Here is a 23,624-nt window from a genome sequence, read left to right as displayed (position 1 = left end):
ATGGGTGGCCTGCGTTTCCTGCCCTGGGTACGCGACGGCGTGGCCCGGGTGGTGGCCGACACCGACCCGCTGACCGGCGCGCTGCCGCGGGCCCGCGCCACGGTCGACCTCAGCGTCACCGCGCTCGGCACCGACACCGCCACGGCGGCCACCCGGGAGATCACCGGCACCTCCACCGCCCTGCTGCACGGCCCCGGCGACGTCGTCGGCGTCGACCCGCAGGAGGTCATCCGCAGCCACCCGGCACCCGGGGCGGAGAACGTCGAGGTCTCCGAGTTCGCGGCCGTCGAGTTCGACCGGCCGGACCTGCCCTGGCTGTACACCCCGGCCCGGCCCGACGCCGACGGGCGGCTGCGCCCGTGGCTGGTGCTCGTGGTCGTACCGGTGGCCGCCGGCGGCGAGCTGCGGACCGAGCCGGGTCAGGCGCTGCCCCGGCTCGCCACCACCGTGCGGCAGCTGCCCGGCCTGGCCGACTCGTGGGCCTGGGCGCACGCGCAGGTGCTGGTCACCAGCGAGGACGAGGACGTCGCCGCCGTGCTCGCCGACGCGCCGGAGCGCACCCTGTCCCGGCTGCTCTGCCCGCGCCGGCTCGCCACCGGCACCGACTACCTGGCCGCCGTGGTCCCCGCCTTCGAGGCCGGGGTCCGCGCCGGCCTCGGCGAACCGGTCGACGACGCGGGTCCGCTCGCTCCCGCCTGGGGTCCCGGCTCGGCGCACCCCGCCCCGGACGACCCGCTCCTGCTGCCCGTCTACCACCACTGGACGTTCCGCACCGGCCCGGACGGCGACTTCGAGTCGCTGGCCCGCCGGCTGCAGGCCCGGCCGCTGCCGAACGACGTCGGCCGGCAGCCGGTGGACATCGCGGCTCCCGGCGGGGGCCTCCCCGCGCAGCCCGACGAGGGCGTCGAGGGCCGCTCGGTGCTCGGCTTCGAGGGTGCCCTCGCCGCGCCCGGGATGACCCCCACCGCCTGGGCCGACGACGTCCGCGCCGCCTGGCGGGACCGGCTCACCGGGCTGCTCCGGCACGCCGCCGACCGGCTCACCCCGCCGCGCTACGGCGACCTGCACAGCCAACAGACGCAGCTGCCCGCCCCGGACGCGGAACCGCGCTGGCTCGCCGGGCTGAACCTGGACCCGCGGTACCGCGCCGCCGCAGCGCTCGGCACCCAGGTGGTGCAGCGGCACCAGGAGGACCTGGCGGCCGCGGCCTGGCAGCGGGCCGCGCAGATCCGCGAGGCGAACGAGCAGTTGCGCCGCGGCCAGGCCGCCCGGGACACCGCCACCGCCCTGTACGCCCGTCGGGTCGACCCGCACGCCCCCGGCGCGGCGGTCGGCGACGACCGGCTGGTGGCGCTGACCCAGCCGGTGCACGACCTGGTCGAGGTGCCGACCCCGGGGCTGGCCGCCGGCCCCGGCGACCCGCTCGACCAGCGTTTGGCCGGCAACCCGGGCGCGCAGGCGGCCACCTCCGCGCCGGTACGCCGGCTGCTACGCCCGCGCGGGCCGCTCGCCCGTCGGGTGGCCGGCGACGTCGCGACGGCGACGCTGGCGCGGCTCGCCGACGGCGGCAGCGCGGTGCCCCCGGCCCGGGTCCCGACCGGCGGCGCGGTGCTCGACGCCCTGGCCGGCGACGGCCGCGGCGTCGGTGACCTGACCCGCGAGGTGATCGAACGGGCCGCCGCGGACCCGTGGTGGCACACCGGGACCAGCGGCCTCACCGCCCGTACGGCCGGGCCCGCCCTGGCCGCCGACGACCCGGTCACCCGGGTCGCCACCAACGGCGGCGACCTGCTCGGCGCCGACCGGTTCTTCCTCGGCGCGGCCGACGGCCGGTTGTTCGAGCGCCGCCGGGTCGCCCCCGACCGCTGGGTCTGGCGGGACCACGGCACGCCGCCGGGCACCGCCGTCGCCACCTCCGGCGCCGCCGTGACGCCGGACCGGGTGTACGTGCGCACCCACGACAGCCGCCTGTTCGAACGGCGCTGGGACGGCGACCGATGGGTGTGGACCGACTGCGGCGCCCCGACCGGCGGCCTGCACAGCCGGCCGGTGGCCGCCGGCCCGGCGCTGTACGCGCTCGGCGGCGACGCCGGACTCTGGCGCTTCGACCCGGCGGCCCGGTCCTGGACCCCGCTGGGCAGCCCGGTCGGCGGCGGCGAGCGGCTCTGGGGCTCACCGCGACCGTCCATGCTGGGCGTGCTGGTGGCGACCAGCGCCAACCGCCTCTTCGGGCACGACGGCAGCCAGTGGCGGGCGTACGGCGGCCCGCCCGTCTGGGGTTCCCCGGCCGCTGAGCACGCCTACCCCAACCGGCAGTACGGCATCGAGTACGTCACGCCGGCCGGGCAACTGGTGTCGCTGTTCCGGGACGGGTCGACGTACCCGCACGACCCGGTGCCGGACGGGCTGCGGATCATCTCGCTGGCCCAGGACGCCGCCCCGCTGGGCAACGACGAGGAACTGGCGATCATGGTGCTCGCGCAGCACCCGGCGAACCCCGCGGACGTGCGCCTGATGCGCCGCTACCTCTGGTACCACGACGTCCAGGAGCGCTACCTCTGGGCGTGGGGGCAGGAGGCCGCCGCGCCGGGCGTCGGCGCGCACCGGCCCGGCCCGTTCGTCGGCGACTCCCGGGAGGGCGAGATCTTCGCGGTCACCGCCGACGGGCGGCTCACCGCGTACCGGTGGGGCTACTCGGGCGCGGCCGGCTGGGTCGACCACGGCGCTCCCGCCGACCCGCGCGGCGCCGGGCCGGTCGACGCGCCCGCCCCCGCCCACGTACGGTTCGCGCCGAAGGTGGGGCTGCTCTCCTCGCTGGTCTTCGGCCACACCGTCGCCCAGGGCACCGGCAGCCGGGCCCACCTGCAGGTCGCCCACCACCTCGGCGAGGACGGGGTGGTCCGGGAGCCGGCCCTGACCGCACCGGTCGACGGGCCGGCGATCCCGGCGGTGGCCCGGGCCACCGCCACCACCCTCGGCACCGTGCTGCCGACCGGCCGCCCCACCCTGGTCACCGCGGCACTGCTGCCCGGCACGACGGCCGGCACCTGCCGGATCGCGTACTGGGTCGGGCGGGACGCGGACGGCACCGGTGCGGCCGGCAGCGGCTGGACCGGCCCGTACGAACTGCCCGACCCGGTCAGCGCCGACGCCGCCGGGCTCGACGTTGCCCTCGCCGACCTGGACGGCGACGGCCGGCCCGAGCTGGTCGTCGCGTACGCGGTCAGCCGGTCCGGCGGCACCGACAACCGGGTGTTCTACCGGGTCGGTTGGGGGCTCGACGACACCGGCGCGGTCACCGACGGCTGGACCGACTCGCAGCCCACCCCGATGCAGCTGGGCTCCTTCGGCGCGGTCGGCGTCGAGGTGGTCGACATGACCGGTGACCACGTCCCGGACCTGCTGGTCTTCGCCGCCGGCTCGCTGAACGGCACGCCCGTGGCCCGCTACCTGACCGGCCGGGGACTCAACCGGCGCGGCCGGGTGGCCGGCGGCTGGACGGCCGCCCGGGCGGTGCCCGACGAGACGGCGACCGCCACCGGCGACGGGGCCGGCGTCGCGGTCGCCGACATCACCGGCACCCGCCGGCCCGACCTGGTGGTGGCGCGGCGCAGCGGCGGCACGGTCAGCTACCGGGTCGCGTTCGACCTCGACCCCGACGGCGTGCCGGTCGACTGGAGCCCTCCGGTCACCCTGACCGGCGCCGCCGACGCGGGCACCGCGCGGGGCTGCCCGGTCACCGTCGCCGACCTGCGCGCCGACCTGGTCGCCGACCGGGCGAGAATGGGCGACGACTTCATGGCGGCCGCCGCCGCCCACCAGGGCCGCCTCGCCCCGGCCCAGGCGCTGGCCCGCGACCACCACCCCACCCCGGTGGACGTGGCCACCGCCGCCGCGGCGGTCCGCGAGACGGTACGCCCGGAGACCGCCGTCACCGGGGAGGTGCTGGCCGGGATCGACCTCGGCGACGGCGGCCTCGTCGACGCGCTGCCGGACAGCGGCGACCCGCTGCGCCGGCTGCTCGCCGGGGTCACCTTCGACGTGCCCACCTACGAGCTGCTGCGCGGCCTGTCCCAGGAGCACGTGGTGCCGAACCTGCCGGCCGTGGCGCCGGAGACGATGACCGCGCTCGCCGCCAACCCGCGCTTCATCGAGGCGTTCCTGGTCGGCCTCAACCACGAGATGAGCCGGGAGATGCTCTGGCGGGAGTTCCCCGCCGACCCGAGGCAGACCTGGTTCCGCCAGTTCTGGGACGTCCGTGGCGCGGCGTCGGCCGGCGAGCCGCTGACCGACATCCCGCCGCTGACCGACCCGGCCTGGCGCAGCGGGCCGCTCGGCAGTCACCTCACCGCCGTCGGGGCGCCCGGCGAGCAGTCGCTGGTCCTGGTGATCCGGGGCGAGCTGCTGCGCCGCTACCCGTCCACCGTCGTCACCATGCGGGCGGCCAGCTGGACCGGCCCGCGGGAACGCACCCCGACCGGCCCGGACGTGCTGCCGATCTTCAACGCCTGGCTCTCGCCGGACCTGCTGCTGTTCGGCTTCCCGAGCACCGCCGAGGTGGCACGCGGCGCCGACAGCCGCGACACCGGGCCCGCCGGATCCTTCTTCCTGCTCCGCGAGCAACCCGCCGCACCCCGCTTCGGGGTGGACCTGACCGGCGACCCGCCACCGCCGGACGCCGTGGTCTTCGCCGCCCGGCCGGGCCGCAACGCCGCCGACACCGCCCGGGCCGTGCTGCAACGCCCCGTCCTCCTGGCCCGCCACGCCAGTGACCTGCTACCCCCGCCGGAGACCCAGCCATGAGCACCTCGTCCGTCGAACGGCCGCCGCTGTCCGGCGCCCTCACCGGGACCCCGTGGACGCTGACCGCCGCCGCGCCGGCCGTCCTGCTGCCGGTACGGCTGGAGACCCGCTTCGCCGGCGCCACCCTGAAGATCCGCGTCTACCCCGACCAGATCCACGTCGACGACCACGAGCCCGGGCTGACCGCCGAGGAAGTCGCCGCCGGGAAGGCGTACTGGGGGGACGGGCCCGACGGGCCGACCGGCCACCCGGACGAGGCGGCCTGGACCGACCTGGTCCGCCGCTTCGGCGCGCCCCGCGCCGGCTGGATCGCCCGGGTCCTCGAACCGGACGAGGGGGTCTTCCCCGACCCGCAGCCCCGGACCGGCCCGTGGTGCGAGCCCGCCCGCGCCCGGCTGCTGCCCACCCGCTGGTACGCCGTCGGCCGCACCACCGGCGGCACGCTCTTCAGCGGCACCTCCGGCACCGTCACCGCCGGCCTGCCGGTCGGCCCGAGCCCCGTCCCGGACGCCGCGGACGGCACCATCGACCCCGGCGACGAGACGCTGCCGGTCGACGCCGGCCTGCGCTGGACGGTGGACTTCGACGCGGCCCTCGCCGCCGGCATGGCGCTCACCGTCACCGTCCCGGTCGACGCCAGGGGCAGACCGGAACCGATCGAGCGGCTGCTCGTCTTCGGGCTGGACACCGCCACCGGCCCGGCCCGCTCCGCCGAGGCGCTGGCCGAACTGCTGGAGGCGCACGCCGCCACCGACGGGCTGGCCTTCCTCGCCCCCGACACCCCCACCAACAACACCGGCACCGGCACCCCGGCGGCCACCCCGACCGTCGCGCCGGTGAGCACCGCCGACGCCGCCCCGGCGGAGCCGGAGTCCGCCGCCGCCCTCGCCGCCGCCGCGCTGGGCGTACCGCTGACCGCGGCGGCCGACGACGCGCTCGCCACGGCGCGCCGGCGGCCACCCCGGCCCGGCGCGCCTACCGCGCTGGCCCGGGGTGCCGGCGCCGACGCCGTCGACCGGCCCACCGGGCGGCTGGTGCGCCGGCTGCTCTGGCCGGCCAGCTTCGGCGGCCTGCTGCGGCACCTGCTGCCGGTGGCCACCCCGGCCGAGCGGGCCGCCCTGCGCGACCACTTCGTCGCCCACGTACACGCCGAGGGGCCGCTGCCGACGCTGCGGGTGGGCCGCCAGCCGTACGGGCTGCTGCCGGTGGCCAGCCTGCGCGACTGGCAGCCGGCCGGCGCCGGTGAGGGCCGCGCCGTGGCGGTGCTGACCAACCTGTGGCGGAGGGTATGGCTGCCGTCCCCGGTGCCGCGGATCGTGCCCGGGCTGGCCGACCCGGACGGCACGCTGCTGGAGATCCTCGGCACCGACGCCCGGGTGCTGGAGGTCCGGGCCCGCAGCATGCTCGGCAACGAGTACGTGAGCTGGCTGTGGCGCTTCGCCCGGCTGGACCTCGGCCCGGACTGGCGGGCGCAGGTGGTCGAACCGGCCCGCGACCTGCTCACCGCCCTCGGCCTGGGCGGCCCCACCGACCCCCGGCTCTCGCTGGCGGTCTTCGCCAAGCAGGCGTACGCGCTGGGCACCCCCCTGGTGGACGGTGCCGGCCGGGTCCGGGCGTACCTGGCCGCGCTGGCCGCGGTGGGGCTGCGCGGCGACCAGGTGCCGGCGGCCACCGACGACGGGCCGGTGCCGCTGTTCCACCGGCTGCTGCGGGCCGCCCTGATCGCCGAGCACTCGGCCGCCGCGGACGCCTTCGCCACCGAGGCGGGTCTGCCCGACGCGGCGGAGATCGCCGAACCGGAGCTGGTGGACATCCGCCCGCACGACCGGACCCGGGTGCTGCGGCGGCGGCTGGCCGTGCCGGTGCCCGGCGCCAGCGAGACCGTCGGCGAGCACCTGGCCGGCGTCCGCGACGATCCCCGCCAGGTGCGGGCCACCGCGGAGCTGCGGGCCTTCCGGGCGGCGCTGACCGGGCTGCGGGACGCCCTCGGCGACGGGCTGACGGCCGCCGACCTGGACCGGCACGTGGCGGGCACGCTCGGTCTGGCCAGCCACCGGCTCGACGCCTGGATCACCTCGCTGGCCACCGGCCGGCTCGCCGAGGTCACCGCCGGCCCGGCCCCGGGCGTGCACGTCGGCGGCTACGGCTGGGTGGTCGACCTGGCGCCGGCGGGACCACCCACCATGGTGGACCGGCCGGCGGACATCCCGGCCACGGTGGCCCCGCCGACCCTCCCGCTCGCCCCGGCCGGCGCCGGGCACGTGCACGCGCCGTCCCCGGCCCAGGCGGTGACCGCCGCGGTGCTGCGCAGCGCGTCGCGCAGCCACGGCGGCGAGCCCGGCCTCGCCGTCGAACTCTCCTCCCGCCGGGTACGCCTCGCCGAGCAGCTCCTGGACGGCGTACGCGCCGGAGAGAGCCTCGGCGCGTTGCTCGGCTACCGCTTCGAACGTGGCCTGCACGACCACCCGGGCGGACCGTGGGACCAGCTGCTGCCGGCCCTGCGCGCCCTGGCCCCGGTCCGCGCGCACCGGGTCGATCCGACCGACGACGGCGGCAGCACCGTCACCGCCACGGTCGAGTCGACGACCACGGTGGACGGCCTCGAACTGCACCGGCTGCACCGGGCCGGGCAGCTCGAGGCGTGGCTGCGCGGCCGTCCGGCCGCCGAGCGCAACGCCGCCGGGGAGGTCCTCGCCGACCTGGCCGAGGCGGTCGACGCGGTCGCCGACACCCTGCTCGCCGAGAGCGTGCACCAGCTCGCCCTCGGCGACCTGAACCGGGCGGCGGCGGCCGTCGACGCGGCGTCCGGCGCGGCCACCAGCCCGCCCGAGCTGCACGTCACCCGGACCCCGGCGACCGGCGTCACGCTCACCCACCGGGTGCTGCTGCTGGTGCACGCCGACTCCCGGTTCGACCGGCTCCGCGAGGACTGGCCGGCCGCCCGCGGTCACCACCCGCGCCTCGCCGGGGCAGCCGTCGACGCGTTGGCCGCCGTCCTGCTGCCGCCCTCGTTCCGGGTCTTCTGGCGCTACCGCTGGCACGCCCCGGACGGCGTCACCGCCACCGGGTGGCGGGCCGCCAGCCTGGACCGGCTGCAGACCCCGGCGGTGGACCTGCTCGCCGCTCCCCCGCACCCCGGCCGCCCCGACGACGCCGAGCTGGACCGGCGGATCGCGCTCGACGCCTGGGGGCCGCTGCGCCCCGCGGAGGTCGGCGGCGACTGGACCCTGGAGCTGGACTACGACCGCGACCCCGGCTGGCCGCTGGACCGGGTCAGCGTGGCCGAGTTCCTGCACGCGGTGACCGTGCTGCGGGACCTGGTCGGCCGGTCCCGCCCGGCGGTCGCCGCCGACCTCGGCACCGACCCGTCGGTCCCCCCACAGGTCGACGCGGGCACCCGGGCGCAGGCCGACGAGACCTGGCAGGCCGCCGGCCGGGCCGCCGCCGGGCTGGCCGCGCTGCCGGCCCCCGACGCCCCGGACTGGGCCGGCGACACCGCCCGGGACCTGCTCACCGTCGCCGCCGGCCTCGGCGTGGTCGGCGCGGTGCCACCGCCGCCGCGCCCGGACGACGCGGGTGTCCTCGCGGAGACCGCCGCCACCGCCCGGCTCGAACTGGACCGCCGGCTCGCCGCGCACTGCCGGGTGATCGCCGAGCTGCACGACCGGACGCCCTGCCCGCCCGGCGGCTGCCGGTGCGACCCGGACACCGACTTCGACCGGCCGGACGCCCCGCCGGCCCGCCGCCGGGAGGCGCAGATCGCCCGGCTGCGCGCCCTGCTCGGCCCCGACATGCCGGTGCTGCCCCGGGCCCTCGCGCCGCAGCCGGGGCAGCTCGCCACCGCCCTGGCGGCCAGCGACGCGCTCCAGGGCGGCTCACCCCACCCGGTCCGCCGCTGGCTGTCGCGCTACGGCCGGGTACGCCCGGCGGTCGGCCGCCTCCAGGAGGTCCTGACCAGCGCCGACGCGCTCGCCGCCGGCGGCGTGGTGAAGCTGCCCGCGACGATCCGGGTGGCGCAGCTGCCGTACCGCCCCGACGACCGCTGGGTGGGCGAGGCCGCGCCGAGGAGCGGCACCGAACCGCTGTCGCTGGTGGTCATCGCCCCCGGCGGGATCGACCCCACCCGCCCGGTGCAGGGGCTCGTGGTCGACGAGTGGACCGAGGTGGTGCCCGCCGAGCGCGTGCAGACCGGGCTCACCTTCGAGTACGACGCCCCGGGCGCCGCGGCACCGCAGGCGGTGCTGCTCGGCCTGGCCCCGCGCGGCGCGACGAACTGGCAACCGGCCGGTCTCGCCCAGCTGCTCGAGGAGGCGCTGGACCTGGCCGCGGCCCGGGCCGTGGACCTGGACTCCCTCGGCGCGGCCGGGCAGTTCCTGCCGGCCCTCTACCTCCCCACCAACGCGGCCGAGTCCGCCACCACCACCGACTTCGTGCCGGACGCGACGCTGACCCCCCAGGGCGGGCAGGAGCTGAGATGACCACCGTTGACGAGCCGCTCACCGGCACCGACGGACCGTCGGTGACCACCTGGACAAGGCTGGAGCCGCGCACCCGGCGGGCGGACCTCGCCCCGGCCGTGGACGCGCGGACCGCCGACCCGCTCTGGCTGCTCGCCCGGCAGTGGCAGCTCGGCGAGTTCACCGGTGAGGACCGGGGCTCCCCGGTCACCGCCCGGGTGCACGCCGAGGTGTCCCGGTTCACCCGCTACCGCCCCGGCCCGTACGCGGGCGCGGTGGACCTGCCCGCCGGGGTCCCCTGGGAGGCCCTGGTCGAGCGGGAGCCGGCGGCCACCGCGGGGGACCTGCGCTTCGCCGTGGAGAGCGGCCAGCAGCTGCTGCGGCTGCTGGCCGAGGCCGGGGCCGGCGAGCTGGCCGCCCGGGTGTGTGCCGCCTACCCGGTGCCGGCGACCCCGCCGGACGCCGCCTCGGCGGCCGACCCGGAGACCGTCGGCTACCTGCGCATCGCCGCCGGCCGGGTACCCCACGGCGACCTGGCGCTGCGCGCTCACGCCGCGGGCCGGTTCAGCGGCGAGGTGCAGGTGCCCGCCGCCCTCGCCGGGGCCGTCGACCGGGCGCTCGCCGACTGGCTGGCCTGGCTGGGCGTACCGCCCCGGCCCGCCGGTCCCCGCCCCGGCTACCTGCTGCAACTGCCGGGGGTGCTGGCCCCGGGCGCCGACCGGCCCGCCGCGCCGCCGTGGCCGCCGGCCGACTTCACCCCGCTGTTCAGCACGCCCGGCCGGGAGGGTACGGCGTGGCGACGGGAGCGGATGGAGTACGACGCCGCGGTCGCCGCGCACGACGGGCACGACGAGCTGGTGCTCACCGCGCACGGGTACGACGGGAACCGACTCGACTGGTACCACCTCGACCACGAGCCGGGCACCACCCTGGAGGCCCGCCCGACCGGCCACGACGACGACGTGGTGAAGGTGCTGCTGCCCACCCCGGTGTCGTACGCGGGCATGCCGTCGACCCGGTTCTGGGAGCTGGAGGACGCCCGGGTGAACCTGGCCGGCATCGGCGCCGGGGCCGGCGACCTGGCCCGGCTGTTCGTCGTCGAGTACGGCCTGGTCTACGCCAACGACCACTTTCTGCTCCCGCTCGAGCTGCCGGTCGGCTCCGCCACCCGGATCCGGTCGCTGCTGGTCACCGACACCTTCGGCGGGCAGACCCTGGTGCCGGCCGCGCCGGAGTCCACCGCCCTGTTCCGGCCCGCCCGGGCCGGTGGCGGCGGCGCGGCCGACGTGCTGGTCCTGCCCGCCACCGCCGCGGCCACCCTGGACTCGGCACCGGTGGAGGAGGTCCGGCTGGGCCGGGACGAGACCGCCAACCTGGCCTGGGCGATCGAACGCACGGTCACCGGCGCGACCGGCCGGCCGATCGACCGGTCCGCCCAGGTCGGCCGGGCCGTCGTGCCGCCCCGCCCGCCGGCCGACCCCGACGCCGACGTGCCGGCCCTGTCGTACGCCTTCGCCACCACCGTGCCGGAGAACTGGGTGCCGCTGCTGCCCGGCCCCACCGAGGACCGCCCCGACGTGGTCCGGCTGCGCCGGGTGCCGCTGCAACAACCACGCCGCGACGGGGAGCCGGTCGCGGTGACCGGCCACAGCCGGCTGCTCGACTGGCGGGAGCGCGACGGACGCCTGGTGGAGCTGGCCTTCCCCGAGGAGGAGGTGCCCCGCGCCGGCAGCCGGGTGCTGCGGCGGTGGCAGCTCGCCCGCTGGACCGACGGGTCGGTGCACCTGTGGCTGGGCCGCTCCCGCCACGTCGGCGCGGGTGAGCTCTCCAGCGGCCTGCGCTACGACACCGTCCAGCCGCGCTGACCCCACCTGACGACCCCGACCGCGGAGAACGCTCATGACGATCATCTGGAAGAAGGACCTGCCGCTGCCGATGGCGCGGCCCCGGTACTACGACTACGAGTACCTGCGCGCCGACGACCTCACCCAGGCGCTCGACTACCTGCTGGCCCGACAGAACCTGGCCGCCCGGCTGCTGCGCCCGATGGGTGTGGTCACCGGGCTGGAACTCACCGTCACCGGCTCCGACGTGACGGTGGGACAGGGTGTGGCGGTCGACGGCGACGGCATCGTGATCGTGCTGCCGGACAGCCGCCGGGTCCCGCTGCCGGGCGACGGCACCTTCGTCGTCTGGGTGGAGTACCACGAGTTCCTGACCGACCGGCGCGACGAGGGCGGCGTCGCCGCCGAGACCCGGTGGACCGAGGAAGGGCTGGTCAAGGTCGGCGCGAGCGCGCCCACCGACACCACCCACGCGGTGCTGCTCGGCACGGTGACCCGGGCCGGCGGCGCGGTCACCGTGCAGGGCGCCGGACGGCAGGCGGCCGGCCTGCGGGTGCCGGTCGGCGCGATCGTGCCGGCCGTCGGCGCCGGACCGCAGGCCGGCATCACCTTCCCCGCCGATCCGGGCGGCGGCAGCGGCGACGAGGCGTACATCCGCTACTGGCCGTACGGCGGGGAGAACACGATCCTGCGGATCGCCAACAACAACGACCCGGACGACCTCATCGCGTTCACCCAGTACGGCGCCGACCGGCTGCGCATCGGCGGCGGGATGCTGCACCTGGGCAGCATGGAGGGCGCCACGGTCGGCGCCGGGCAGGTGGTCACCGCGCTCGGTTTCTGGGGGCCGGGGGTGCAGCACGCCCAGCTCTCCTTCCGCGCCGGCAGGGGCTTCGAGCTGGTCGACCGCAGCGCCGACGGCCCGAGCCTGGGCTATACCGAGGGCAGCAGGCCGTACGCCGACCTGGGCCTGCGGGAGCTGCGGGCGGCGACGCTGCGGGGCCGTGGCGGGCTCGGGGTGACCGCCGAGGGCGCGTTCAGCATCCGCGCCACCGGCGGTGTCAGCGTGGTGAAGGACGCCGGCGGCAACGGCGACCTCAGCGTGCAGGGCAACCTCGCGCTCGGCGGCAACGTGCAGTTCCCGGGCGGCACCTGGCTCAACGCCACCGGCGGCCGGATGCACCTGACCGGCGCCGAGCGGCTGTACCTGCTGCACACCAACGGTGTCTACATCGGTCACGGCGGCGGCACCGGACCCGAGACCGGCTGCCTGTGGGTGGAGAAGCGCAGCACCTTCGGCGGCGACATGACGGTGACGGGGAAGATGGTCGTCGGTCCGGCGACCCCGCCGCTGGCCTCGTGGAGCGGCGGCGGGATCAGCACGTTCGACCTGTTCGCCGCCGGCGCGATCTACCTGGGCCAGAGCGAGTCCACCGGGTACACGATCAGCCTCAACGCGAGCACCGGCGTGATCAAGGGCAAGTCGAAGCAGTTCGCCATCGACCATCCGCTGGACCCGCCGGACGCCACGCCGCGCCGGCAGCTCATCCACGCCGCGCTGGAGGGCGCCGAGAACGGCGTCTACTACCGGGGCGAGGGTCGACTGGAGGACGGGGCGGCGATCGTGGAGCTGCCCGCGTACTTCGAGGCGCTGACCCGGCCGGAGGGGCGGACCGTGCAACTCACCCCGGTCCTCGAGGACGACGGACCGGTCTCCCCGCTGGCCGCCGGCCGGGTCCGCGACGGCGCGTTCCGGGTCCGTACGGTGGACGGCTCACCCGCCGCGCACGCCTTCTACTGGCAGGTCTTCGCGATTCGCGCCGATCTGGAGCAACTCGCGGTGGAGGTGCCGGCCTGACCTCCGGTCGGGTTCCCTACACCCGCTCCGCCGATCGGTCACCGGCGGGCCACCGGGCGGAGTCCCCGGCTTCCCCCGGTCCCGCCGACCGGCGGACCGATTGGCGACAGGTCCTCACGATCGGCGTGCGGCGGGGACCGCTCGGACCCCGCCGTCGCGGATAGCCGACTCAGACCTTGTCGCCCTGAACAGGTGTTTCGACAGTGGAACCAGCAGCCGGCACGCCGGCGGCGCGCGCCGCGACGCGCCGGCCCGAGCAGAGAGCGGAGGGGTGATGGACACCGCCACTGTGGACCCCGACTACCAGGTGACCGACTTCGACGAGGACGACGACCCGGAGTCCCTGATCGGGGACGCGGTCGAGTACGACCTGCACGCGGACGAGGAGCAGTGAGGTGAGCGCCCACCTGGCCCCCACGCTGCGCGTGCTGCGCGACGAGATCAACATCCGTTGGCCGCACCGGGACCACACCTCGGACGGCTGGATCGGCGACGCGTCCCACCAGGCCCGCCACTCCGACCACAACCCGGACTCCGACGACAGCTCGGTCAACGCCCTCGACGTGGACGTCGACGGCATCGACCCGCTGCTCGTCGTCCGGCACTGCATCACCCACCCGTCCTGCCAGTACGTGATCTGGAACCGGACGATCTGGAGCCGCAGCCGGGGCTTCGCCGCGGCCCGCTACACCGGGCCGAACCCGCACACCGAGCACCTGCACGTCAGCGTGAGCCACGACCGGGCGCTAGAGGACAGCCGGCGGGCCTGGGGGATCGCCACCGCGACCGCCACGCGGCTCGGCGACCGGGTGCTGCGCGACGGCTGCCGGGGCAGCGACGTGCGCGAGTTGCAGACCCTGGCCAACCGGCTCGGCGCGAAGCTCACCGTCGACGGCGCCTTCGGGGCGCGGACCCGCACCTGGGTATGCGCCTTCCAGCAGGCCAGGAAGCTGACGGTGGACGGCGTCGTGGGCCCGGCCACGGTGACCGCGATCCGGAAGGCCACCGCACCGCCACCGGCGGGGCCGCAGCCGCAGCCGGCCCGCACGCCGGGTTGTCGCACCCTGCGCCGGGGCAGCACCGGCGCGGACGTGGCGTTCGTCCGGCGCTTCATCGGGCGGCGCTGCGGCGGCCCGGGCAGCGCCTTCGACGCCGACACCGAGGCGGGGGTGCGCTGGTACCAGGCGATGCGCGGGATCACCGCCGACGGCGTGGTCGGGCCGTTGACCTGGAAGCAGATGGGAGTCCGGGTCACCTACTGAGCACCGCCGCGACCGCACGGCCCGCACCGGCTCCCCCCGGCGCGGGCCGCCGTGCGACGCACAGCGGCCCGGCGCCGTTCACGATGCCGGTCTGCCGGCTCCGGGGCACCGTCAGCTCTGGCGCAGGGCCGGCATCGGCACCGGGACGGCGAGGGCGCTCGCGCCGGCCCCGGCGCCCCGCTCGCAGGTGTTGGGCGGCACGGTGCCGATGCCCCGGGTGGAGGGCCGCTCGGCCGCCCAGAACATGAAGCCGAGCAGGCCGGGCGTGCTGCCCGCGCCGTTGGGGGCGACGCCCCGCACGTACGGGGCGGCGGCCTTCTGCACCGAGGTGGCGTAGTCGACGCACTCCGGCAGCGGCCGGCCGCCGTAGGCGAGGTAGACGCTGCCGGTGAGCTTGGCCGGGGCCAGCGGCGGGACGGGCGGGCTGTACTGCGCCTTGCCGTCGAGGTGCTCCTGCCAGCTGGCCTGCGAGGTGCTGGCCGAGGCGGGGCGGGCGGGGACCATGGCGTTGGCGTAGTCGAGCACCGGCCGGTCGGTACGCAGCCAGTCGGCGGTGGCCTTGCGGTTGAGGTCGATCAGCCAGCGGTCGCCGGCGGCGACGTCGATGGTGAGCCGGGCCTCGGGTCGTGCCCCGGTGGCGTCGTACGGGTGCACCGCCCGGTAGGCGTCGATGAACGACTGGAGGCCGGCGAGGTTCGGGCCGGTGTTCTGCTCGTAGTCGATCTCGATGCCGACGCCGAGCCGGGTGGCGACCGCGGCGGCCCGCTGGCCGAGCAGGGTGGGATTCTCGGTGAGGGCGGCGTCCCAGGCGTCGGTGTAGGTGATGCCGCCGAGGGAGAGCATCACCCGGATGCCGCGGGCGGTGAGGTACTGCACGATCTCCGCGGTCATACCGCGCGGCACCCCGTCGAGGGTGGTCGCGTCGGTGGTGGCGTGCAGCAGGTCGAGCGGGTCGACGAAGCTCAGCACGACCAGGTTGACCGACGGGCGGCCGTCGCCCCGGTCGACGATCCAGTGGTTCTGCGCGTCGAACTCGGCGACGGTGCGCGGGGTGGCCCAGGTGCAGTAGTCGTTGCCGCAGTGCCAGGCGCCGTAGACCTGGACCGGGCTGGCCGCCAGGGGCGCGGGCTCGGGCCGGGGCGGCGTCGCGGCGGCGGCCGGGGCGGCGGTGGCGGTGGCGAGCACGAGCAGGAGCGCGGCCAGCGAGCGTCGCACGGGGACCTCCCGGATCGATCAGTACGCCTTGTTTACAGTAGCGCGCTGATCCGCGTCAATGCATCGTGGCGAGCCGGTGCCGCACCCGGCGCTGGAAGGCGCGCGCCGACGGTCCGCTGGGGGCGGGCCCACCCGCGCGGGCCGCGATCGAGCGCCGGATCAGCTCCGCGTCGGCCGGAGCGAGGTCACTCCCCTGGTCGAGCAGCCGGCGACCGGCGTCGGACTTGGCCAGCCACCGGCCGTGCGTGACGCGCACCAGCGCCCGGCACGCGCCGAGCACCGCGTCCTCGGCGCCGGGGGCGGGCACGTCGCCGGGCGGGGTGGGCAGCGCCAGCCACCAATCCAGCGCGGTGACCAGCAGCCGGCGCAGCTGCGCCGGGGCCGGCTCGGCGAAGGCCTCGGCGGCGGGCGGGCCGAGCAGCGCCAGCCCGGACTGGTGCAGGATGGCCCGGTCGAGGGCGTACCAGAACCGCCCGTCGGCCGCCGACCGGTCCGCCGGGTCGTAGCTGGCCCGGAACGGCAGGCCCGCACCGGTGTTGAGTTCCACCTCGAAGCCCGGGTCGCCGGTGCCGGAGGCGGCCACCACCCGCCGGTAGACCACCAGTTCCAGGCCGCGGGCCGGGCAGGGCAGCGCCTCGTGCCGCAGCCGCTCCACCAGCGCCCGCCGCGTCGCGCAGTCCAGCGACTCGTCGACCAGCAGCGCCACGTCCACGTCACTGCGCCCCGGCTGGTACGCGCCCAAGCCGAGCGAGCCGGCCGCGTACGCGCCGGCCAGGTTCGCGCCGAGCACCGCCCGGGCCCGCTCGACCAGCGCCGCCAGGTAGTCGCGTACCGCCTCGTCCATGCCGCCGATGATGCCCGCTCAGGCCGACCCGGGGTACGCCCGCACCGCACCACGCACGGTCACCCCGACCCGGGCGCCGGCCGGCAGCGCGGTGCCCTCGTCGAGGGTGCGGGCGGTGAGCAGGGTGCCGTCGGCCAGCCGCACCGTGGTCAGCGCGTCGTGCCCGTGGTAGGTCTGCCGGACCACGGTGGCGGCGCAGTCACCGGCCCGCTCCAGCCGGAGCTGCTCGGGGCGGATCAGCACGGTGACCGCACCTGCGCCGCTCGGGCCACGCAGCGGCAGCCGCCCGAGCGGGGTGACCGCCACGTCGGCGTCGGCGGTGGCGGGCAGCAGCACCGCGTCGCCGACGAACCGGGCCACCCACGGGTCGGCCGGGTCCCGGTACACCTCGGCGGGGGCGGCGCACTGGACGATCCGTCCACCGTTCATCACCGCCACCGCGTCGGCCATGGACAGCGCCTCGCCCTGGTCGTGGGTGACCAGCACGCCGGTCGCCCCGTCGGCGCGTAGCGCCGCCCGCACGTCGGCGCGCAGCCCGGTGCGCAGCTGCGCGTCGAGCGCGCTGAACGGCTCGTCCAGCAGCACCAGCGGCGGGCGGGGGGCGAGGGCCCGGGCGACCGCCACCCGCTGCTGCTGGCCGCCGGAGAGCTGGTGCGGCATCCGCCGGTCGTAGCCGCCGAGACCGACCAGCTCCAGCACCTGCGCGATCCGGCCGCCCCGGCGCTGCGCCCGGTCCAGCCCGTAGCCGACGTTGTCGGCGACGCTCAGGTGCGGGAAGAGCGCGCCGTCCTGCGGCACGACGGCGACCCGGCGGCGGTGCGGCGGCACGTGGCCGCCCGCCCCGGCCACCGCCCGGCCGGCCACCTCGACCGTGCCCGCGTCCACCCGTTCGAAGCCGGCGACGCAGCGCAGCAGCGTGGTCTTGCCGCAGCCGGACGGGCCGAGCACCGCGAGCAGGTCGCCCCGGGCCACCTCGAGGTCGACGCCGGCCAGCGCGGGCACCGGCCCGTACCCCTTGGCGACGCCGGTCAGGGTGAGCATCGGCGCGGTCATCGGGCACCTCCGGTGAGTCCGGTCCGGGCGGCGAGCAGCCAGGTGGGCACGGCGGCGAGCGCCACCAGCAGCGCGGCGTAGGGGGCGGCGGCCGCGTACGCCGCGGTGCCGGTGTGGGTCCACAGCTCGGTGGCGAGGGTGTCCATCCCGGTGGGCCGCAGCAGCAGCGTGGCCGGCAGCTCCTTCATGCAGGTCAGGAAGGTCAGCGCGGCGCCGGCCCCGATCCCGGGCAGGGTCAGCGGGAGGGTGACCGTGCGGAACACGGTGACCGGCCCGCGGCCCAGCGACCGGGCGGCCTCCTCCACGGCGGGTGGGCTCTGCGCCGCCGCGGCGGCGACCGCCCCGACGGCCAGCGGCAGGAACAGCGTGGCGTACGCCAGGGCGAGCAGCCAGACGCTCTGGTAGAGCGGGTACGCCACGTTGACCGCGAAGAAGACCAGGGACAGGCCGATCACCACGCCGGGCAGGGCGTGCGCGACGTAGCTGAGCCGGTCCAGCACGGTGGCGACCGGCCCGGGGGCGCGGGCGGTCAGCAGCCCCAGCGGCAGGGCGAGCAGCATGGTCAGCGCCGTGCCCGCCAGGGAGACCGACAGCGACGCCCCGGCGGCGGTGGCGACCTCGGCGAGCGAGCCGGGCCGGGAGACGCCCGCCACCAGCCAGCGCCCCAGCCCGACGGCCGGTACGCCGAGGGCGAGGGCGGGCACCACGAGCAGGCCGGCCAGCGCCGGCCCCCGCCCTCGGCCCAGCCCCAGCAGCACGGGCGGCCGGGTGGTCCCGGCGACGTACCGGGCGTCGCGGGTGCGGGTGCCCAGCTCGGCACCGATCAGGCCGACGGTGAGCAGCACCAGGACGGTGGAGAGCACCAGCGCCCCGGTGCGGTCGAAGCCCAGGTTGAACGCGGTGAAGATGGCCCGGGTGAAGGTGTCCACCCGGACGATGGAGACCGCGCCGAAGTCGCTGAGCACGTAGAGCGCGACCAGCAGGGCCCCGGCCGCGACGGCGGGGCGGATCTGACGCAGGGTCACCCCGGTCAGGGTGGCCCAGGGTCCCCGGCCCAGCGACCGGGACACCTCCTCCTGGCCGGGGTCGGCGCGGCGCAGCGCCGCCACGGTGGGCAGGAAGACGTACGGGTAGGAGCAGAGGGTGAGCAGCAGGGCGGCGGCCCAGAAGCCCTCGAAGCCGGTGACCGTGGCGGTCCACGCGAACCCGGCGACGTAGGTGGGCACCGCCAGCGGCAGCGCGGCGAGCAGGCCGAGCACCCGCCGGCCGGGCAGGTCGGTGCGGGTCACCAGCAGCGCGGTCGCCACGCCGAGCACGGTGCACGCGGCGGTGACCACCGCCGCGAGGGCCACGCTGCGCGCGGCCAGCACCGCGACCCGGGTGGTGAACAGCTCGGCCACGATCCGCTCGACGCCCGCCTCGGCGACCCGTACGCCCAGGTAGACCAGGGGAAGCAGGGCGACCGCCACGGCGGCGGCCGAGGCGACGGTGAGCGCGGGCCGACGGATCCGCCGGCGCGGCGACCGTCGGGTGGCGTCCCGACGGTCGCCGGCCAGGACGGCGCTCAGGCCAGCCCCGCTTCCTTGATCATGGTGACCGTGGCGTCCAGCGTGTCCAGGTCGTTCAGGTCGATCTTCGGCGCGTCGAGGCTGCCGAGTTGCGGCAGCCCGGGCGCGGGGGCGACCCCGGCGACGAGCGGGTACTCGAAGGTCTGGGTGGCGAAGTGGGTCTGCGCCTCGGCCCCGAGCAGGTAGTCGACGAGGGCCCGGGCGTCGGGGTCGGTGCCGGCCCGTTGCAGCAGGCCGACACCGGCGGCGTTGACCAGGCCGCCGGTGTCGCCGTCGGGGAAGAAGTGCAGCTTGGCCTTGAGCGCGTCGGTGCTGCCGCCGCGCTCCTTGGCCAGCTCGAACACGTAGTAGTGGTTGACCAGCCCGGCGGCGAGGGTGCCGGCGTCGATGTCGGCGACGATCTGGACGTTGTTCTCCCGGATCTGCACCTGGTTGGCCTTGAGCCCGGTGAGGAACTCGCGGGCCTTCGCGTCGCCGTGGCGGACCCGCAGCGCGGTGACGAACGCCTGGAACGAGCCGTTGCCGGGGGCGATGCCGACCTTGGCCTTCCAGCGCGGGTCGGTCAGCTCGAATACCGACGCCGGCAGCTGGGCGGCGGTGACCTGGTCGGCGTTGTACGCCAGCACCCGGGAGCGTCCGGTGACACCCACCCAGCGGCCCTCGGCGTCGCGGTAGGCGGCGGGCACCCGCGCCAGCCGGTCGGCGGGCAGGGGGGCGAGCAGGCCGGCCTTGCTCACCGCGCCGAGCGCGCCGGCGTCCTGGGCGAAGAAGACGTCGGCCGGGCTCCGGTCGCCCTCCTCCAGCAGTTGGGCGGCCATCTGCGCGGTGCTGCCGTAGCGGACGTCGACGTCGACGCCGGTGGCCTTCTCGAACTTCGCCAGCACCGGGCCGACCAGCGCCTCGCTGCGCCCACTGTAGATGGTCAGGCGCTTGTCGCCGGGCTGGCCCGGGTCGGCGTCGGAGCCGCCGCAGGCGGTCAGGGACAGGAGGCCGGCGAGGCTGCCGGCGAGCAGGAGAGAGAATCGCTGTCGCACAGGTAAGGCTTACCTTAGTTACGCAGCTCGACGCAAGCCACCCCCGCGTTGTTCATTAGGTGAGGCTGCCCTAACCTGTGCGCCGTGTCCGACCATCCCCCCGCCGGCCCGCCACCGTTCGTCCGCGCCCTGTCCGGGTACGGCGAACGGATCGCCGTCATCACCGCCGACGGCCGGATCGGCTACGCCGAGCTGGCCGCCCGGGTCGAGGCGCTGGCCGCCCGGCTCGGCCCGCAGCGCCGGCTGGTGCTGCTCGCCGGCGCGAACCGGGTCGACGAGCTGGTCGCGTACCTGGCCGCGCTGGCCGGTGGCCATCCCCTGCTGCTGACGCCCGGCGACGCCGGAACCGCCACCGCCGAGCTGATCCGGGCGTACGACCCCGACGTGCTGATCCGCCGGGTCGACGGGAAACTCGTGGTCACCGAGCGGCACGCCGGCACCCGGCACGACCTGCACCCCGAGCTGGCGCTGCTGCTGAGCACCTCCGGGTCGACCGGCTCGCCCAAGCTGGTCCGGCTGTCGGCGACCAACCTCCAGGCCAACGCCGAGTCGATCGCCGCGTACCTGGACATCCGCGACACCGACCGGGCGGCCACCACCCTGCCGCTGCACTACTGCTACGGCCTGTCCGTGGTCAACAGCCACCTGCTGCGCGGGGCCGCGCTGGTGCTCACCGGGCGCTCGGTCACCGACCCGGAGTTCTGGGAGCTGTTCCGCTCCGCCCGCGGCACCAGCCTGGCCGGCGTGCCGTACACCTTCGACCTGCTCGACCGGGTCGGCTTCGACCGGATGCGCCTGCCGCACCTGCGCCACCTCACCCAGGCCGGCGGCCGGCTCGACCCCGAGCGGGTCACCCGCTACGCCGCGCTCGGTCGCCGGCAGGGCTGGCGGCTCTTCGTCATGTACGGCCAGACCGAGGCCACCGCGCGGATGGCGTACCTGCCGCCGGAGCTGGCGACCCGGCGACCCGAGGCGATCGGCGTGCCGGTCCCCGGCGGGTCCTTCCGGCTGCGTCCGCTGCCCGGACATCCCGCACCCGACACCGGGGAGCTGGTCTACACCGGCCCCAACGTGATGCTCGGCTACGCCGAGGAGCCCGCCGACCTCGCCCTCGGCCGCACCGTCACCGAGCTGCACACCGGCGACGTCGCCCGGCGGGGCGCGGACGGCCTCTACGAGATCGTCGGCCGGACCGCCGGCTTCGTGAAGATCTTCGGCCTGCGGGTCGACCCACGCCGGGTGGAGGAGCAACTCCGGCGGGCGGGCGTCGAGGCGTACTGCGTCGGCACCGACCGCGAGCTGGTGGTGGCCGCGACCGGCGGGCACCGGCCCGAGCAGGTGCGGCGGCTGGCCGCCCGCGCCGCCGGGCTGCCGGCCCGGACGGTCCGCGCGCACCTGCTGCCCGAACTGCCCCGCCTGGCCAACGGCAAGCCAGACCTGGCCGCCGTGCGTGCCCTGGCCCCGCCGGCTCCGGCGGACCACACGCCGACCGGGACGGACCTCGCGCCCGCCGGGACGGACACCGCGGCCCTCTGCCGGCTCTACGCCGACCTGCTCGACCGGCCCGAGGTCCACCCCGACCAGAGCTTCGTCGACCTGGGCGGCGACTCGCTCTCCTACGTGACCGCCTCGGTACGGCTGGCGGAGCTGCTCGGCGACCTGCCCACCGACTGGCCCACCCGGCCGATCCGGGAGCTGGCCCGCCCGACGGCCGCCCCGCCCGGTCGGCGCCGGACCCTGGAGACCACGGTGGCGCTGCGCACGCTGGCCATCGTCGCCATCGTCGGCTCGCACATCCCGGTCTTCACCGTCAAGGGCGGCGCCCACCTACTGCTCGCCGTGGCCGGTTTCCACTTCGCCCGCTTCCAGCTCACCGCCGCGCCCCGGCGGCAGCGGGTACGCGCCGCGCTGCGCGCCACCGGCCGCCTCGTGCTGCCCTCGGTGGCCTGGATCGCGGTGGCCGGCGCGCTCACCGGCGACTACACGCTGACCAACGTGCTGCTGCTCAACAGCGTCCTCGGGCCGCACGACGGGGCCACCCAGTGGCACTTCTGGTTCCTCGAGGCGCTGGTGTACCTGCTGCTCGCGGCCACCGCGCTGATCGCCGTCCCAGCGGTCGACCGGCTCGACCGCCGCCACCCGTTCGGGCTGCCGCTGGCGCTGGCCGGGCTGGGCCTGGTCACCCGCTACGACCTGCCCGGCCTCGCCGCGTACGGGCCGGTGCCCGACGCGCTCACGGTGGGCTGGCTCTTCCCGCTCGGCTGGGCCGCCGCCCGGGCCGCCGGGACGAGGCAGCGGCTGCTGGTCACCGCCGTCGCGGCGGGCACCGTGCCGGGACTGTTCGGCCAGCCGTACCGAGAGGCGTTCGTGGTCGCCGGGTTCGCGCTGCTGGCCTGGGTGCCCCGGCTGCCCGGCACGCCGTTGGTGAACCGGGTGGCCGGCGCGCTCGCCGCCAGCTCACTGTTGATCTACCTCACCCACTGGCAGGTACTGCCGGTGGTCGGACCGTGGTCGGGGTGGCTGGCACTGGCCGTCTCCCTCGCCGTCGGCGTCGCCGCGACAGGCGCGGTCCGGCGGGCGACCCGACGGGCCTCGTGGGCATGGGCCGGGCGCGCAGCCCGGCGGGCGTCGCGGGCGTGGGCCGGGCCGGCGTCGTGGGCGGCGCTCCGGCGGTCAGTCCGGGCAGCAGACGGTCAGCGCACCCGGGACAATCCTGACCTTGAGCCGCTTCGCCGTCGTCCGCGCGCCCCCGTCCAGCTCGTACGTCTTCGGCGCGGCGAAGCGCACCCGGACCTTGCGACCGCGGGTGATCCGCACGAACGGTGAGTCCTCGGAGCGGCCGGCGGCCATCCGCCCCAACGTGCGCGCCCAGTCGATCGCGCCGCTGGCGGTGGAGACGCCGATCTCCAGCGCGCCGTCGTCCGGGCGGGCGTCGTCGAAGGCCGGGATACCGCCGGTGATCGTGCCGACGTTGCCGAACAGCACGCAGCTCGCCTCACCGTCGAACCAGTCCGCCCCGTCCACCCGGATCCGGGTGCGGACGCACTCGCCCCGGACGTGCCGCAGCCCGGTCCAGACATAGGCGACCCGGCCCAGCCGGCCCTTGAGCTTGCGGTCGGCCTCGCGGATCAGGTCCCCGTCGAAGCCCGCCCCGGCCATCACGGCGAAGTGCTCCCCGTTGATCCGGCCCAGATCCAGCCGCCGACGGCGGCCGTGCAGCGCGATCCGCACCGCCTGCGGCAGGTCGGCGGGGATGCCGAGGTTGGTGGCGAAGAGGTTCGCGGTGCCGGCGGGCAGGATGCCCATCGGCAGGTCCGAGCCGGCCAGCGTGTCGGCGCAACGCTGCACCATCCCGTCGCCGCCCCAGACCAGGACCAGCTCGGCGCCCTTCTCCACCGCCTTGCGCACCTTCTTCGGCGCCTTGCGGCTCTTCGGCACCTCGTACCAGAGCAGCCGGCCGACACCGGCAGCGACGAGTTCCGAGCGCAGCTCGTCCAGCCCCCCGCCGAGGGTCTTCTTCCGGTGGGCGACGACCGCCACCACACCGGTCGGGGCCGGGGTGCGGTCGGTGACGGGTCGGTCGGCGGTGGGCGCGCTCATGCCCGGGCTGATACCCCGACGCGCCGTCGCGCACTCCTGGCCCGAACGCGACGCGGGGCGGCCCCGACACGGGACCGCCCCGGTTC

11 protein-coding genes and 1 pseudogene are annotated in these 23,624 nt (G+C 76.9%); 6 read left to right on the top strand and 6 right to left on the bottom strand.

Going from position 1 to position 23,624, the window contains the following annotated elements:
- The 5 genes from GA0070611_RS06060 to GA0070611_RS06040 all read left to right on the top strand — a co-directional run bounded on the left by GA0070611_RS06060 (position 1) and on the right by GA0070611_RS06040 (position 14,224).
- Positions 1-4,803: an FG-GAP-like repeat-containing protein gene (locus GA0070611_RS06060; protein ID WP_091658815.1), complete on the top strand. Its 4,803-nt coding sequence runs from the start codon at positions 1-3 to the stop codon at positions 4,801-4,803.
- Complete coding sequence (locus GA0070611_RS06055) at positions 4,800-9,281, top strand: hypothetical protein (protein WP_091658810.1); 4,482 nt, start codon at positions 4,800-4,802, stop codon at positions 9,279-9,281. The genes GA0070611_RS06060 and GA0070611_RS06055 overlap by 4 nt, the downstream gene beginning before the upstream one ends.
- A complete protein-coding gene (locus tag GA0070611_RS06050; protein WP_091658805.1) occupies positions 9,278-11,125 on the top strand; it encodes a hypothetical protein in 1,848 nt (615 codons plus the stop codon). Before GA0070611_RS06055 ends, GA0070611_RS06050 begins: the two co-directional genes overlap by 4 nt.
- A 34-nt stretch (positions 11,126-11,159) precedes the next feature.
- The gene (locus GA0070611_RS06045; RefSeq protein WP_091658801.1) at positions 11,160-12,962 is read left to right on the top strand and encodes a hypothetical protein; all 1,803 of its coding nucleotides are present in this window, start codon (positions 11,160-11,162) and stop codon (positions 12,960-12,962) included.
- A gap of 395 nt (positions 12,963-13,357) precedes the next feature.
- On the top strand, positions 13,358-14,224 hold the full coding sequence (locus GA0070611_RS06040; RefSeq protein ID WP_091658797.1) for a peptidoglycan-binding domain-containing protein: 867 nt from the start codon (positions 13,358-13,360) through the stop codon (positions 14,222-14,224).
- Positions 14,225-14,335: 111 nt separating this feature from the next.
- Here GA0070611_RS06040 and GA0070611_RS06035 read toward each other — a convergent pair whose 3' ends face one another.
- The 5 genes from GA0070611_RS06035 to GA0070611_RS06015 form a co-directional block, all read right to left on the bottom strand.
- Positions 14,336-15,439 (bottom strand): glycoside hydrolase family 18 protein, encoded by a 1,104-nt coding sequence (locus GA0070611_RS06035; RefSeq protein ID WP_231921340.1) that lies wholly within the window; start codon positions 15,437-15,439, stop codon positions 14,336-14,338.
- Between the two features lie 55 nt (positions 15,440-15,494).
- Positions 15,495-16,283: a nucleotidyltransferase gene (locus tag GA0070611_RS06030; RefSeq protein ID WP_091658793.1), complete on the bottom strand. Its 789-nt coding sequence runs from the start codon at positions 16,281-16,283 to the stop codon at positions 15,495-15,497.
- 18 nt (positions 16,284-16,301) lie between these two features.
- Entirely contained in the window at positions 16,302-17,336 is a 1,035-nt protein-coding gene (locus tag GA0070611_RS06025) for an ABC transporter ATP-binding protein (RefSeq protein WP_091658789.1), read from the bottom strand.
- Positions 17,333-18,805 carry an ABC transporter permease gene (locus tag GA0070611_RS06020; protein WP_091658787.1) on the bottom strand — a complete coding sequence of 491 codons (1,473 nt, stop codon included), beginning with the start codon at positions 18,803-18,805 and terminating at the stop codon, positions 17,333-17,335. Before GA0070611_RS06020 ends, GA0070611_RS06025 begins: the two co-directional genes overlap by 4 nt.
- A 95-nt stretch (positions 18,806-18,900) precedes the next feature.
- Positions 18,901-19,938, bottom strand: coding sequence for an iron ABC transporter substrate-binding protein (locus GA0070611_RS06015; protein ID WP_091658784.1), 1,038 nt, complete (start codon positions 19,936-19,938; stop codon positions 18,901-18,903).
- A gap of 75 nt (positions 19,939-20,013) precedes the next feature.
- Here GA0070611_RS06015 and GA0070611_RS06010 point away from each other — a divergent pair, with 75 nt between their 5' ends.
- A complete protein-coding gene (locus GA0070611_RS06010; RefSeq protein ID WP_197675960.1) occupies positions 20,014-22,764 on the top strand; it encodes an AMP-binding protein in 2,751 nt (916 codons plus the stop codon).
- Here the strand turns inward: GA0070611_RS06010 and GA0070611_RS06005 are convergent.
- A pseudogene (locus tag GA0070611_RS06005) lies at positions 22,684-23,538 on the bottom strand (diacylglycerol/lipid kinase family protein); the annotation flags it as partial. The gene GA0070611_RS06010 and the pseudogene GA0070611_RS06005 overlap by 81 nt on opposite strands.
- Positions 23,539-23,624 lie beyond the last annotated feature (86 nt).

It is taken from the genome of Micromonospora auratinigra (assembly GCF_900089595.1).
Lineage (GTDB): Bacteria > Actinomycetota > Actinomycetes > Mycobacteriales > Micromonosporaceae > Micromonospora > Micromonospora auratinigra.
Note: the sequence above shows the minus strand (reverse complement) of the source record. Positions and strands in the feature narration are given on the sequence as shown.

Coding starts and splice junctions, on each gene's coding strand:
- GA0070611_RS06050 (WP_091658805.1), top strand. CDS start 9,278: ATGACCACCGTTGACGAGCCGCTCACCGGCACCGACGGACCGTCGGTG.
- GA0070611_RS06025 (WP_091658789.1), bottom strand. CDS start 17,336: ATGACCGCGCCGATGCTCACCCTGACCGGCGTCGCCAAGGGGTACGGG.
- GA0070611_RS06060 (WP_091658815.1), top strand. CDS start 1: ATGGGTGGCCTGCGTTTCCTGCCCTGGGTACGCGACGGCGTGGCCCGG.
- GA0070611_RS06045 (WP_091658801.1), top strand. CDS start 11,160: ATGACGATCATCTGGAAGAAGGACCTGCCGCTGCCGATGGCGCGGCCC.
- GA0070611_RS06055 (WP_091658810.1), top strand. CDS start 4,800: ATGAGCACCTCGTCCGTCGAACGGCCGCCGCTGTCCGGCGCCCTCACC.
- GA0070611_RS06030 (WP_091658793.1), bottom strand. CDS start 16,283: ATGGACGAGGCGGTACGCGACTACCTGGCGGCGCTGGTCGAGCGGGCC.